Origin of the sequence: Microbacterium horticulturae (genome assembly GCF_029094505.1) — a bacterium.
GTDB lineage: Bacteria > Actinomycetota > Actinomycetes > Actinomycetales > Microbacteriaceae > Microbacterium > Microbacterium horticulturae.
This window is the reverse complement of sequence record NZ_CP119108.1, coordinates 3,361,016-3,373,888: the sequence shown is the minus strand read 5'-3', so window position 1 is coordinate 3,373,888 and position 12,873 is coordinate 3,361,016. Positions and strand designations below refer to the sequence as shown.

Sequence of the window (12,873 nt, the reverse complement as noted above, 5' to 3'; positions counted from 1 at the left end):
AAACGCCGCGCGAAACGCTGGGGTGACCCGGGTTTGCCGGACAGTCTTCCGAAGATTGGAGACTGTGAGTGTGAAAGAGCGTAAGAAGCGGCCTACGCCGGAGCAGAGGGCTGCAGCGGTCGCGTTCTACCGGGAGTCGGGGTTATCGGCGCAGAAAGCGGCTGAGGAGCTGAAGATGGTGCCTCGCACGCTGGAAGCGTGGATCGCGAAAGCGAAGCGTGCGGAGATCGATCCGGACGGGACGATGTCCCCGGAACGTGTGACGGAGCTGTTGCGGTTGCAGCGGGAGAACGCCTCGCTGCGGCGTGAGGTCGAGTTCCTAAAAAAAGCGGGTGCCCTCCTCCGGGAACGCGATCACGGACCGAACGGTACGCGGTGATCACCCGGTTGAGGGAGCACTTCCCTGTCGCGTACCTGTGCCAGCGACTGGAGGTGTCGCGGTCGGCGTATTACGAGTGGATGAGTGGATCGGCGGCCCGGCAGGCACGCACCGAACTGGTCTTGCAGATCGATGACGCGTTCACCAGCACGGGCTGCATGGACGGGTATCGGAAGGTGACGGCGACCTTGGCCCGGCGGGGCATCGTCCGCGACCGGAAGACGATCGCCCGGTATATGCGGGTTCACGGCATGGTCGGGTTCATCGCGCAACGCCAGTTCCAGCGGGCAAAGCAACGCCAAGCGCGTCCCGCGGATCCGCCGGATCTGGTGGGGCGTGAGTTCACTTCCGACGAGCCGGGCGAGATCCTCGTCTCCGACATCACCTACATCCCCACCGGGCAGGGATGGCTGTATATGGCGACGGTCATCGACGTGGCCACCCGGATGGTCCTCGGCTACGCGTGCGCACGCACTCAGACAGCAAAGCTGGTCATCCAGGCACTGAGTCGGGCCCGGGCGACCGGGATCGTCGCGCCCGACGCGATCTTCCACTCCGACCACGGCATCCAATACCGTTCCCGGGCGTTCGCCCGGGCGTGCGGGCACCGAATCCGCCGATCGATGGGTGCCCACTACCAGTGCTGGGACAACGCGGTTGCCGAATCGTTCTTCTCGAAGCTGAAGAGCGAGCACCTGGACCGTGTCACGTTCCTGAACCGCCAAGACGCCGCCGCGGCCGTGGACGAGTACGTCGCCCGATACAACAACGAACGACTCCACGAGAGCCTCGACTACCACACCCCCGCCGAACACCTCGAGCAACTACAGCACGTGGCATGATCAAAACAACGGACCCTGTCCAGCAAAAGCGGGTCACCCCACGCGCGGATGACGGCGTGTCGGGGCGGAACGCCGACGCTGTGCACGGCAAATCGAGTCGCCGTGCTGCGCGCCCTCAGCCGAACCGCTGGGTGCCCAGCACCGACAGCAGCTCGAGCTTCTGCGCAGCCACGGTGTGCGGCGCGGCGGTGAGCACGAGGAGAGCCTGCGCCTGGTCCTCGGTGAACAGCACCTGGCAGTCCAGCTCGATCGGCCCCAGCTCGGGGTGCACGAGCGTCTTGTGATCTTCGAACCGCTTGGCGACCTCGTGCCGCTCCCACAACCCGGCGAACTCGTCGCTGGCCGCCTGCAGCGCGCGTACGAGCTCGCCGGCACGCGACCGCGGCCCCATCGCCCCGTACGCGACGCGCAGGTTCGCGACCAGCGCGCGTGACTGGCGGGCTCGGTCATCCTCGGGGTACACCTCGCGCGAGGCAGGCTCGGTGAACCAGCGGAAGACGTCGCTGCGGGCAAGCCCTGTGCGCGCCGAGACGTCGCCGAACAGCGCCTGTGCCATCCGGTTGGCGACGAGCTGCTCGCCGAGGTTCGACAGCACCATCGCCGGGGTGTCGTCGAGCCGGTCGAGTACTCGCAGCAGCGCCGGCGCGACGTGGGGGAGCGACCCCAGCCGGTCGGGCGCGGTGTGCCCGGCGACTCGGAACAGGTAGTCGCGCTCGTCGTCGGTCAGCCGCAGCGCGCGGGCGAGCGCCGCGAGCATCTGCTCACTCGGCTGCGGTCCCCGGCTCTGCTCGAGCCGCGTGTAATAGTCGACCGACATGCCCGTCAGCTGCGCCACCTCTTCGCGGCGCAGGCCGGGCGCGCGCCGCCGCGCGCCGTCGGGCAGTCCGACGTCGCCGGGCTGCAGCGCCTCGCGGCGCGTGCGGAGAAAAGCGGCGAGGCCGGTACGGTCCATGCCCTCCATTCTGGGGCGTCGCCACCGCGGCAACCAGGGATCGCGAATCCCCCGATCGACGGGTCTCTTACACGGCGGGGGGATGCCGCAGATGGTGGAGACATGGACACCAGAGGAAACACCGTCTTCATCCCCGGCGCGACCAGTGGCATCGGCCTGGCCCTCGCGCTCCGTCTGCAGGCCGCGGGGAACACCGTCGTCATCGGCGGGCGCCGCACCGACGTGCTCGCACAGCTGCGCGCCGAGCACCGCTTCGACACCGTCCGCATCGACACCGCCGACCCCGAGAGCATCCGTCAGGCCGCGGACGAGGTCATCGCCGCGCATCCCGACCTGAACGTGCTGATAGCCATGGCCGGCATCATGCGGATCGAGGACTGGCGCAACGCCGACTTCGTCGCCGACGCCGAGCAGATGGTCGCGACGAATCTGCTGGGGCCGATCCGACTGATCGCGGCGTTCACCGCGCAGCTGCAGGCCCGGCCCGACGCGGCGATCATCACCGTCTCCAGCGGCCTGGCCCACACACCGCTTGCGGTCACCCCGACGTACAACGCCACGAAGGCCGCGATCCACCAGCTGTCGGAGTCGATCCGCCTGCAGCTGTCAGACACGAGCGTGCGGGTGATCGAGCTCGTCCCGCCAGCCGTGGCGACCGAGCTGCTGCCCGGTCAGAGCGAGAGCCCGTTCGCGATGCCGCTCGACGACTTCGCCGACGAGACGCTGGCACTGCTGCGCGACCAGCCCGACGCGCACGAGATCCTCGTCGAGAACGTGAAGTTCCTGCGCTTCGGCGAGGTGCGCGGTGACTACGCGCAGACCGTCGTCACGCTGAACCGGCTCGACCCGCACGCGGCGGCCTGAGCCGCGGCATCCATCCCGAATCTCCCGGTCAGACCGCAGGAAGTGACTTCCTCTCGGAAGTGGGCTATGGTCACTCGGAATACCCGCCAGCTGTGAAATGGGAAGCGAGTATCGACCATGGCAGACAAGAACACCGCCAAGAAGACGCCGCAGGCCACGCTGAAGGAGAAGCGTGCCCTCAAGAGGGAGAAGGCCGCGGAAGGCACGGTCAAGGCGCGCAAGCGCTGATCGTCCCGGCGGGGATGCGCGAGCCGGTCGATGGGACGGCGGCCGCCGCATCCCCGCTTTCACGTCAAGGCGACACGCCCCGCCATGCTAGACTTGCTCTTTGTCTGCGCGCACTCCAGCACGCAGTTCGCTCCCTCTTCATGATCGCCGGTCGCAAGACCGGGTCGTGTCGTGGGTGCAGACAAGGGATCTTGGGTGACGCCGTCCGGCGTCACGGTACAGAAGGAGACATCACCATGGCTGCAGTGTGCCAGGTGACCGGAGCGGTTCCCGGCTTCGGTCACAACATCTCGCACTCGCACCGCCGGACGAAGCGCCGCTTCGACCCGAACGTGCAGAAGAAGACCTACTACGTGCCGTCGCTCGGTCGTAAGATCACGCTCAATGTGTCCGCCAAGGGCATCAAGGTGATCGACGCGCGCGGCATCGAGTCGGTCGTGAAGGACCTGATCGCGAAGGGTGTGAAGCTCTGATGGCCAAGAAGGCACAGGACGTCCGTCCGATCATCAAGCTGCGTTCGACCGCGGGCACGGGGTACACCTACGTGACGCGCAAGAACCGCCGCAACAACCCCGACCGCATCGTGCTGAAGAAGTACGACCCGGTGGTGCGCAAGCACGTCGAATTCCGAGAGGAGCGCTGATCTCATGGCCAAGAAGAGCAAGATCGCGCGTAACAACCAGCGTGCCGAGGTCGTCGCCCGCTACGCCGAGAAGCGCGCCGAGCTGAAGAAGCAGCTCATCGACCCGAACGCGACCGACGAGCAGCGCGAGGCCGCTCGCGTCGGCCTGCAGAAGCTGCCGCGCAACGCGTCGCCGGTTCGTCTGCGCAACCGCGACGTCATCGACGGTCGCCCGCGCGGCAACCTGTCGAAGTTCGGCATCTCGCGTGTCCGCTTCCGCGACATGGCGCACCGTGGCGAACTGCCCGGCGTGACCAAGTCGAGCTGGTGAAACCAGCTCGCGTCCGAACGGCACAGTCGAGCTGGTAGCAACCGCTTCCACGAAGGCCGGAGCCCCTCAGGGGTTCCGGCCTTCGTCATGTCCGCGGCATCCGCGTCCGCGACATCCCCGTCCGCGGCATCCGCGCCCGCGGCATCCACCCTTCCTCCTCGACCTCCGCTCCGTGAGAGAACAACGGGCGGACGAGAGAGAGGGAAACAACCGCATCCTCGTCCACCAGCTGTTCTCTCACCGATTCGGGATGGGGCGCGATCGGCGTTCGGGCCGATCAGCCGGAGATTCGGGATGCCTCGGCCCAATGCGTCCCATGCGTCACTTCTGTCACACCCGTCACACGCTTTCGCCCGACACGCCGGGCGAAAATGGCCGGGACGCCCCGAAATCCGCATGATTCCGCGGATTCTTGGTACATTCGGACCCGGTCGAACAGACCAGCCGGGGGCACAACGTCTTCCGGTTCCGTAGATAAAGGCGGCGGGTCCGCCGTCTGGAGGACACACCCACATGGCTGACAAGTCCATCACCAAGACCGAGCTCGTCGCGAGCATCGCGAGCGCCACCGGCCAGAGCCAGGCCACCGTCTCGGGCGTCCTGGACTCGCTCTTCGCCACGGTCTCCGAGGCCGTCGCCAAGGGCAGCAAGGTCTCGATCCCCGGCTGGATCGCCTTCGAGCAGGTCGCTACCGCTGCCCGCACCGGCCGCAACCCGCAGACCGGCGCCGAGATCAAGATCCCGGCCGGCAAGCGCGTGAAGGTCACCGCCGGCTCGAAGCTGAAGGCAGCCGTCAAGTAAGACGGACGTCAAGAGAGGGGGATGCCGCGAGCTGCGGCATCCCCCTCTCCCCTTGTCTGCGCGCTCGAGCGAGCTTCGCCCCTCCACCGACGCTTAGGCTTGAGGGGTGATCCCCGTTGCTTCTCCGCGCCGGACCGACGCGCCGCGCGGAGCCTCTGCGGGCGAGGGCTCGGCGCGCGTGCTGCGGGCGGCCGGACCCGCGCTCCTCGTCGTGGCCGCGTTCGTCGCGGCGCTGTGGGCGCTCGCCTATGGCGGAGGGGCCGCGACCCTGCCGCTGGGCGACCCGGGGCCGGTCGTGCGCTGGGGACTGCCGCTGGTCACGATGATCGTGAACCTGACGGCCGCGGGCATGTGCGGCACGCTCGTGACCGCTCTGTTCGGCCTGAAGGTCGGCGAGAAGCCGTTCGAGCTGGCGCTGGCCGTGGCATCCCTTTCCGCCGGTGTCTTCACGGTGGCCTCGGCGACCACCGGATTCTTGACCTTCGTGCTCACTTTCAACCCGACGGTCGGGCTCGACAACACGTTCGGCTCGCAGCTGGGCACCTGGTTGACCACGACCGAGGCAGGCATCACCTGGCTCATCACGACGCTCGCCGGCGCGGTGCTGACGATCCTCACGTACGTGGTCCGTGGCTGGACGGCGACGCTGCTCGTTGCGATTCTCGCTCTCGCGTCGCTGGTGCCGATGGGCACGCAGGGGCACTCGGGCGATCTGGCGTCGCACAACATCGCGGTGACGGCGATGATCCTGCACATGATCGGCGCCGCCGTCTGGGTCGGCGGACTCGTGCTGCTGATCGTCGTGCGTCCGCTGCTCGACAAGGATCAGATGGCCGACCTGCTCGGCCGCTACTCCACGATCGCTATCATCGCGTTCGTCGTCGTGGCCGTCTCTGGCGTCGCCCGGGCGATCGTCGGCCTGGGCGGGCTGGACGGCCTGTTCACCTCGGGATACGGCCAGCTCGTGCTCGTCAAAACCGCAGCGCTCGTGCTGCTCGGCCTGCTGGGAGCCGTGTACCGCACGCGGCTGATCTCGCGGGTGCGGCGGGATGCGGCATCCCGCCGTCGATTCTGGAGCTTCGTGGTCGTCGAGCTCGCGATCATGGGCCTGGCCAGCGGTGTCGCGGTCGCGCTCGCGCGCACGCCTCCGCCGGCGGGCGCCCAAGTACCGCTGTCGGAGACACCGGCCGAGATCCTCACCGGGGCGCCGCTGCCGCCCGAGCTGACCCTCGCGCGCTGGTTCACCCAGTGGGAGATCGACCTGCTCTGGGCGCTCGTGTGCGCGTTCGGCGCCTTCTTCTACCTCGCCGGCGTCCGTCGGCTGCACCGGCGCGGCGACAAGTGGCCGGTTCAGCGCACGGTGTTCTGGCTGCTCGGGCTCGCGCTGCTGGCGTGGGTCACCTGCGGGCCGCTGAACGCGTATCAGGACTACCTGTTCAGCGTGCACATGATGGGGCACATGCTGCTGACGATGGCGATCCCCATGCTGCTGGTGCCGGGCGCCCCGGTGACGCTCGCGCTGCGCGCCATCGACAAGCGCCACGACGGCACGCGTGGCGCCCGCGAGTGGATCATGTGGGCCGTGCACAGTCCGTACGCGAAGGTCATCACGAACCCGATCGTGGCGGCGGCCATCTTCGCCGGGTCATTGTGGATCTTCTACTTCACCGACCTGCTGCGCTGGGCGATGTACGACCACCTCGGCCACGAGTGGATGATCGTGCACTTCCTCATCTCGGGCTATCTGTTCGTGCAGTCGCTGGTCGGCATCGACCCGGTGCCGTCGCGGCTGCCGTACGCGATGCGCATCGTCATCCTCATTCTGGTGATGGCCACGCACGCGTTCTTCGGCATCACGATCATGATGCACAGCGGGCTCATGGTCGCCGAGTGGTTCGGGTCGATGGGGCGCACCTGGGGCGCGACGCCGATGGCCGACCAGTACGTGGGGGGCGGCATCGCCTGGTCGGTGGGCGAGATCCCGACCCTGATCCTCGCGGTGATCGTGGGCATCGAATGGGCGCGCAACGACGAGAAGGTGCAGAAGCGCCGCGATCGGCACGCCGACCGCACCGGCGACGCCGAGCTGGTCGCCTACAACGAGCGGCTCGCTGCAATGGCCGATCGCGACGCGCGCGCGGCCGAGCGCGAGGCCCGGCTCGGATCCTGAGCCCTGGCCTCATGAGGTGCTCGGGCGCCCCCCTGGCGCCAAATTCATATGAACTCGGGCGCCCCCTGGCGCCAAATTCATATGAATCTGTCCCACGCACATCAAACTGCCGACGGTTTGATGTGCGTGGGACGGTTCCATATGAATTCGGAGGGGTGGTGAGGGGGGCGACGGTGGCGAGCGCGCGTGAGGGCAGTGAGGGGATGCCGCGGGCCGGTGGCCGCGCCGGCCGGCCTCAGATCACGAGCCGGGTTCGCTCACCCGGATCGAGGCGGCGCCGTTCGCGCTGATGTCGATGGTCCCCACGAGGGTGAACGGCACATCCTCGTCGAGGTGCGTGATCGACCCGTCGTAGATCGACTGGATGTCGACCACGATGTGCGCCTTGCCGTCGGTCTCGGGGATCGCCCACCCTTCGCCTGACGGTACGACGTCGACCTTCGGCGCCTGGTCGATCGACCAGTGCGGCAGCCCCGCGAGCCGGTTGTGCACGACGTAGCCGAACGGGCAGCCGGTCGGCTGCAGCACCTGCTGCGTCGCGCACTGCTCGAGGAAGTCGTCGACGCGGTCCTGCACGACGGCGACGAACTTGTCGGTGGGCTGAGTCTGCACCTCGACGGGCACATCCTTCATAGGGGCGTCCGAGAGAACGGCCACGCCCTGGGAGTACGAGATCGTCGTGTCGACCCGTATCGAGTACACACCGGGCGAGAACACGAGCATGGGCACGGGGTCGGCCGGGTCGACGGCGGTCCCGGCCAGGGCGACCTGCCGCTTGTCGAGGCGGAAATCGTTCACCTGGAACGTCATCGAGCCGTGCACGCTGAGGTCGATCACCGCCAGCGGGCTGCGGGCGAAGCGCCACACCGGCACGAACCCCGCCCAGCCGTCGGAGGCGATCTCGAACGTCGTGACGCCGGCGTACCGGCCGGCCTTGTACGTCACCGCGACGGCCGTGTCGCCGTCGTCCTCCGGCGTCTCCGAGACGATCTGCACATCGGTGAGGCTCGACAGCGCCGACTGCCGCAGCAGCACCTCGGAGGAATCCTTCGGCAGGCCGGCCTTCTCGAGATCGGACCGGTCGATCGCGACACCCGGCACCTTCAGCGCATCGGCGGCGTGGCCGTTCGCCAGCAGCGACAGATAGTGCTGCACGAATGCCGACGGGCTGTAGAGGGCGCGGTAGACGAAGAAGCCGCCGACCGCCAGCGCCGCCAGCAGTACGGCGACCGTGAGTCCGACCGCGATGAGATCGCGCACCGGGTGGGCGTTGCGCGGGGGGATGCCGGGGGCCGGCGACGCCTGCGTGTGAAGCGCAGGCGGGGGCATGGTGGTGGCGCCCGCCGGCATCGCCGGTGGGCCGGAGGGTGTGCCCGGGGGCTTCGCGGCGTCCAGCGCCTCCTTTTCCACGGCTCCAGTCTAGGAAAGAGGCCCGGTCCGAGCCTGGGGAATGACGCAGAACGCCGCACACGTGGGACGCGGTTGTGGAGAACCGGGCGGGATGCGGCATCCACCCCCGTACCATTGATCGGGTGACCGCTCCCTCCCTCTCCGCCGAGCAGGAGGAGGTGTTCCGCCTCATCGAAGACACCCGTGACCACGTGTTCGTGACCGGTCGCGCGGGCACCGGCAAGTCGACGCTGCTGCAGCACCTCGCCTGGAACACGCAGAAACAGGTCGCGGTCTGCGCCCCGACCGGTGTCGCGGCGCTGAACGTCGAGGGGCAGACCATCCACTCGCTGTTCAAACTGCCGATCGGGCTCATCGGCACCAAAGACGAGCCGCAGTCCGACGCGACCCGCAAGCTGCTGAACGCGATCGACACGCTCGTGATCGATGAGATCTCGATGGTGAACGCGGATCTGATGGATGCCGTCGACCGGGCCCTGCGCACGGCGCGGGGCCGGCGCGCCGAGCCGTTCGGCGGTGTGCAGGTCGTCATGTTCGGCGACCCGTACCAGCTCGCTCCGGTGCCGCCGCGCGGCGACGAGGCACGCTATGTGAGCGACCATTACCGGTCGTTCTGGTTCTTCGACGCGCATGTGTGGGCGGGGGAGGCCCCCGACTCTTCGGGTCTGCTCGATCTCGGGCGGCATGGCGCCGAGCTGCACATCCGCGAGCTGCGCGACATCCATCGTCAATCCGATCCGGGGTTCAAGGCGATGCTCAACGCGGTGCGGCACGGTCACGTGACCGCTGACATCGCGAAGGTGCTCAACGACACCGGCGCACGGCGCCCGCCCGAGCAGGTCGCGGGAGAGCCGCCGATCATCACGCTCGCCACGCGCAACGACCGGGTCACGGCCATCAACCAGAAGCATCTGAACGCCCTGCCGGGGCGCGCGCAGACGGCGATGGCCGACGTGAGCGGCGACTTCGGGCGCGGCGACGCCTATCCCGCCGACGTCGAGCTGCAGCTGAAGATCGGGGCGCAGGTGATGTTCCTGCGCAACGACGTCGCGTCGAAGGGCGGGCCGCCGCGCTGGGTGAACGGCACGATCGGCACGGTGACGCGCATCGCGGGCGACACCGTGCGGGTGGACGTCGACGGCGAAGAGCACGACGTCGAGCCCAGTGTCTGGGAGAAGTTCCGCTACGCGTACGACCCGCGCACGAAGGCGCTGACCCGCGACATCGCGGCCGAGTTCACGCAGTTTCCGCTGCGGCTGGCGTGGGCGGTGACGATCCACAAGTCGCAGGGCAAGACCTACGACCGCGCGATCATCGACCTCGGCGCGGGAGCCTTCGCCCCCGGGCAGACGTACGTGGCGCTGTCGCGGCTGACCTCACTCGACGGGCTGTACCTGACGCGCCCGCTACGGCCGCGCGACATCCAGGTCGACCCGGACGTGCAGCGGTTCATGGCCGGGGTGCGGGCGGGCGCGGTCTGAGGACTTGATGCGGGTTTGCGGCTGCGGCCCGCGCGTCTGGCGGACCGGGACTCAGGCGACGAGCTCGTCCTTCGCGGCGGCGAGGTCTTCGAACAGCTCGGTGTTGAAGCGGTAGGCCAACAGCACCTCGTCGATGACGCGCTCGCGTTCGACGTCGTCCCAGGGGGCGGCATCCAGCTGTTCCCGGTACACGTTCTTGAACTCGGCCGGATCGGCGATGTCGTCGAAGAGGTAGAAGCCGATGCCGTTGGTCTCGAAGCCGAAGCGGCGCTGCATGACGCGCCCGATGAACAGCCCGCCCGACAGGTCGCCGAGGTAGCGCGTGTAGTGGTGCGCGACGAAACCGCCGGCCCACACGGCGCCGACCTGTGAGATCCGCTCGACGTAACGGCGGGTGGCCGGCAACGGAGCGATCTGGTCGCGCCAGTCGGGCCCGATGAGGAACTCGAGGTCGGCCTCGATCGCGGGCAGCCGGGTCAGCCGGTCGCTGATGAAAGGTGCTGCGATCGGGTCGTGGCGCATCCGCTCGGTCGCGGCTTCGAGGGCTGCGTAGACGTACCAGTGCTGCACGACGAGGGCGATGTAGTCCTCGCGGGTGCCTTCGCCGCGGAGCAGGTCGGACATGAAGCCGGAGTGCTCGCTGCCGGCATGGGCAGCACCCGAGCGCTCGCGCAGTGCGGACGAGAAGGAGATCGGCTGCGACATGCCTTCAATATAGCTGAAGATAAGGGTTACCTAAGCTAATTCTCCTTTGGCCCGCGCAGGAGTCGGCTCCGCGGCATCCCGTCGTCCCTGCTTCCGTCGTCACAGATGACGGTTCTGAGCGACGAAAACGGTCATCTGTGACGACCGAATCGTCGCTCCGATCTTCCGTCGTCACAGATGACGGTCCCGCTCCGAAAAATCGGCAATCTGCGACGACCGAACGAGAGGGACACCGGTGTGCCGGCGCGCGAAGGGTGCCGAGTGCGCGCGGCAGATGGCGATGGATGCGCGGCCCGGCACCGCGGCCCGGCAGCGGCGCGCGCGCCTGGCTTCAGTGCGAGCGCGGCGCCCGCGCCGGGTCTCAGTGCGAGCGCGGCTCCACGCCCAGGCGCGCGCACGCCTCGCGGTAGACGAGCACGACGGCCTTGCGCACGGCCGGGCGCTCGGTGATCGGGCCGCCGGGCCAGGGGACGCGCACGGTGGTGGCCGCGGCATCCACCCCCGTCGCCTCCCACTCACCGGCCTCGCCGTCCAGCCCGATCATGCGTGCGGAGACAGCATCGGGCTCGCCGAACGCGCGCACGATGAGCAGATTGTCATCGGTGTGATCGCCGTTCATGTGGGTCAGGATTGCTGTTACGGCGTCAGTGTCGAAGACATGGGGCATGCCGAAAGCCTACGTAATTGCGCGTCACCTGCGCCCGGCGAGCACAGAGCCGGCGCGCAAGGTGTGTTTGAATGCTTATTGCACGATCACGGGGGGTGAGGATGCAGATCCGCTCCGGAATGAAGCGCGCGACGGCCATCGTCGCCGCCGCGGTCGCGCTCACCCTCGGACTGGCGTCCTGCTCGGGCGACGCCGCTGCCGGAGGTCTCGCGACTCTCGCGCCCGACAAGACATTGCCCTCCGACACGCAGAAGGCGCTGCAAGGCGCGGTCGAAGACGCGATGACCGCCACGGGCTCATCGGGCGCGATCGTCGGCGTCTGGGTGCCGTGGAGCGGCAGCTGGCAGAAGGGCCTGGGAACCGTCTCGCCCGACAGCAAGACCCCGGTCGACGTCGACATGACGTTCCGTGCCGGCCCGATCACCCGTGCGATGACCTGTGACGTGCTCTACGCGCTCGATGACAAGGGAACCGTCAAGCTCGACGACCCCGTGACCGACTATGTCGGCGGGATGCCGCGGTTCACCGACGTGACGCTCCAACAGTTGTGTGACGGCACGAGCGGGCTGGGGTCGTACGACACCATGCTCGGGGGCCAGTCGGTGACGAACCCGACGCGCGTGTGGGACCCGCGTGAACTGGTCGGCTACGGCGTCGGCGAAGTGTCGGGCGAGGTCAGGCCCGGCGTCTCCTACCGGGATTCTGACGCCGGATACCAGCTTCTCGGCCTCGCGCTTGAGCGGGCCAGCGGCAAGACCATGCGCGAGCTGTACGAAGAAGAGGTCTTCGATCCGCTGGACATGACGCACACGGAGCTTCCGGGAAGCGCCGCAGGCTTGCCGGTCGTCGATTCGTCGACCGCGCTGCACGGCTTCTACCTGGCCTCCAAAGACAAGTCGGGCGCGTACGAGTGCGCGAAGCAGACCGATGTCAGCGAGGCGTCGGCCAGCTACGGCGGCTCGGATTCGGGTGTCGTGAGCAACATCACCGACCTCGCCACCTACGTTCACGCGCTGGCGGCCCGCACCCTCGTGAAGAGCAAGACCCGGTTCGCCGAGCCACTGCCCGTGTCGTCGTCGGCACCGACGTGGTTCACGACCAGCGGAGGCGCCGTGCAGGTCGGCAGCTTCATCGGCGGGTACGGCTCTGTGCGCGGCTACCTGACCGCCGCATTCTCCGACCCCCACAGCGGGCTCACTGTCGCTGTCGTCCTCAACAACTCGTCGGCCGGTGCTGACGTCGTCGCGGCGCTGGCTCGCGAACTCGCTGCCATCGCGGTGAAGGCCCCGGCGGCGTCGGGGGAGAAGGCCGTGGCGGTGGGCTTGCCCTGGACCGCCGAGCAGTCGCACGACGTCGTCGCCGGCGAAGCTATCTGCTCAGCACCCAAGAAGTGAGCGCGTCGACGCGCTCGAGCGCGTTCT

General features: G+C 68.3%; 14 protein-coding genes. 10 read left to right on the top strand and 4 right to left on the bottom strand.

Translation table 11 applies throughout. The features are described 5' to 3' along the window. The first annotated feature begins 70 nt into the window (after positions 1-70). Positions 71-379 carry a transposase gene (locus tag PU630_RS16010; RefSeq protein WP_275278054.1) on the top strand — a complete coding sequence of 103 codons (309 nt, stop codon included), beginning with the start codon at positions 71-73 and terminating at the stop codon, positions 377-379. Further along, complete coding sequence (locus tag PU630_RS16005; RefSeq protein WP_275278053.1) at positions 376-1,221, top strand: IS3 family transposase; 846 nt, start codon at positions 376-378, stop codon at positions 1,219-1,221. Before PU630_RS16010 ends, PU630_RS16005 begins: the two co-directional genes overlap by 4 nt. A 115-nt stretch (positions 1,222-1,336) precedes the next feature. Here the strand turns inward: PU630_RS16005 and PU630_RS16000 are convergent, their stop codons facing one another. Beyond that, positions 1,337-2,173, bottom strand: coding sequence for a helix-turn-helix transcriptional regulator (locus PU630_RS16000; RefSeq protein ID WP_275278052.1), 837 nt, complete (start codon positions 2,171-2,173; stop codon positions 1,337-1,339). A gap of 102 nt (positions 2,174-2,275) precedes the next feature. Between PU630_RS16000 and PU630_RS15995 the strand changes: the two genes are divergently transcribed. The 6 genes from PU630_RS15995 to PU630_RS15970 all read left to right on the top strand — a co-directional run bounded on the left by PU630_RS15995 (position 2,276) and on the right by PU630_RS15970 (position 7,189). Next, positions 2,276-3,037 (top strand): SDR family oxidoreductase, encoded by a 762-nt coding sequence (locus tag PU630_RS15995; RefSeq protein WP_275278051.1) that lies wholly within the window; start codon positions 2,276-2,278, stop codon positions 3,035-3,037. A gap of 464 nt (positions 3,038-3,501) precedes the next feature. Continuing rightward, a complete protein-coding gene (gene rpmB, locus PU630_RS15990) occupies positions 3,502-3,738 on the top strand; it encodes a 50S ribosomal protein L28 (RefSeq protein WP_005051771.1) in 237 nt (78 codons plus the stop codon). After that, on the top strand, positions 3,738-3,908 hold the full coding sequence (gene rpmG, locus PU630_RS15985) for a 50S ribosomal protein L33 (RefSeq protein WP_029145259.1): 171 nt from the start codon (positions 3,738-3,740) through the stop codon (positions 3,906-3,908). The genes rpmB and rpmG overlap by 1 nt, the downstream gene beginning before the upstream one ends. Before the next feature lie 4 nt (positions 3,909-3,912). Beyond that, positions 3,913-4,218, top strand: coding sequence for a 30S ribosomal protein S14 (gene rpsN / locus PU630_RS15980; protein WP_275278050.1), 306 nt, complete (start codon positions 3,913-3,915; stop codon positions 4,216-4,218). 513 nt (positions 4,219-4,731) lie between these two features. After that, a complete protein-coding gene (locus PU630_RS15975; protein WP_275278049.1) occupies positions 4,732-5,019 on the top strand; it encodes an HU family DNA-binding protein in 288 nt (95 codons plus the stop codon). Positions 5,020-5,197: 178 nt separating this feature from the next. Further along, positions 5,198-7,189, top strand: coding sequence for a bifunctional copper resistance protein CopD/cytochrome c oxidase assembly protein (locus PU630_RS15970; RefSeq protein WP_428982012.1), 1,992 nt, complete (start codon positions 5,198-5,200; stop codon positions 7,187-7,189). Positions 7,190-7,429: 240 nt separating this feature from the next. Here the strand turns inward: PU630_RS15970 and PU630_RS15965 are convergent, their stop codons facing one another. Continuing rightward, positions 7,430-8,599 carry a hypothetical protein gene (locus PU630_RS15965; RefSeq protein ID WP_275278048.1) on the bottom strand — a complete coding sequence of 390 codons (1,170 nt, stop codon included), beginning with the start codon at positions 8,597-8,599 and terminating at the stop codon, positions 7,430-7,432. Between the two features lie 122 nt (positions 8,600-8,721). Here PU630_RS15965 and PU630_RS15960 point away from each other — a divergent pair, with 122 nt between their 5' ends. Then, positions 8,722-10,080, top strand: coding sequence for an ATP-dependent DNA helicase (locus PU630_RS15960; protein ID WP_275278047.1), 1,359 nt, complete (start codon positions 8,722-8,724; stop codon positions 10,078-10,080). Between the two features lie 51 nt (positions 10,081-10,131). On the opposite strand, the gene PU630_RS15955 is transcribed toward PU630_RS15960, so the two are convergent. Beyond that, positions 10,132-10,785, bottom strand: a complete 654-nt coding sequence (locus PU630_RS15955) for a biliverdin-producing heme oxygenase (RefSeq protein WP_275278046.1) — start codon at positions 10,783-10,785, stop codon at positions 10,132-10,134. Between the two features lie 361 nt (positions 10,786-11,146). Continuing rightward, on the bottom strand, positions 11,147-11,452 hold the full coding sequence (locus PU630_RS15950) for a DUF2470 domain-containing protein (RefSeq protein WP_275278045.1): 306 nt from the start codon (positions 11,450-11,452) through the stop codon (positions 11,147-11,149). Positions 11,453-11,553: 101 nt separating this feature from the next. Between PU630_RS15950 and PU630_RS15945 the strand changes: the two genes are divergently transcribed. After that, positions 11,554-12,846 carry a serine hydrolase domain-containing protein gene (locus PU630_RS15945; protein ID WP_275278044.1) on the top strand — a complete coding sequence of 431 codons (1,293 nt, stop codon included), beginning with the start codon at positions 11,554-11,556 and terminating at the stop codon, positions 12,844-12,846. Positions 12,847-12,873: the final 27 nt, after the last annotated feature.

Excerpts from the sequence above, each read along its gene's own strand:
- PU630_RS16000 (WP_275278052.1), bottom strand. The coding sequence starts at position 2,173 with ATGGACCGTACCGGCCTCGCCGCTTTTCTCCGCACGCGCCGCGAGGCG.
- PU630_RS15995 (WP_275278051.1), top strand. The coding sequence starts at position 2,276 with ATGGACACCAGAGGAAACACCGTCTTCATCCCCGGCGCGACCAGTGGC.
- rpmB (WP_005051771.1), top strand. The coding sequence starts at position 3,502 with ATGGCTGCAGTGTGCCAGGTGACCGGAGCGGTTCCCGGCTTCGGTCAC.
- rpmG (WP_029145259.1), top strand. The coding sequence starts at position 3,738 with ATGGCCAAGAAGGCACAGGACGTCCGTCCGATCATCAAGCTGCGTTCG.
- rpsN (WP_275278050.1), top strand. The coding sequence starts at position 3,913 with ATGGCCAAGAAGAGCAAGATCGCGCGTAACAACCAGCGTGCCGAGGTC.
- PU630_RS15975 (WP_275278049.1), top strand. The coding sequence starts at position 4,732 with ATGGCTGACAAGTCCATCACCAAGACCGAGCTCGTCGCGAGCATCGCG.
- PU630_RS15955 (WP_275278046.1), bottom strand. The coding sequence starts at position 10,785 with ATGTCGCAGCCGATCTCCTTCTCGTCCGCACTGCGCGAGCGCTCGGGT.
- PU630_RS15950 (WP_275278045.1), bottom strand. The coding sequence starts at position 11,452 with ATGCCCCATGTCTTCGACACTGACGCCGTAACAGCAATCCTGACCCAC.
- PU630_RS15945 (WP_275278044.1), top strand. The coding sequence starts at position 11,554 with ATGCAGATCCGCTCCGGAATGAAGCGCGCGACGGCCATCGTCGCCGCC.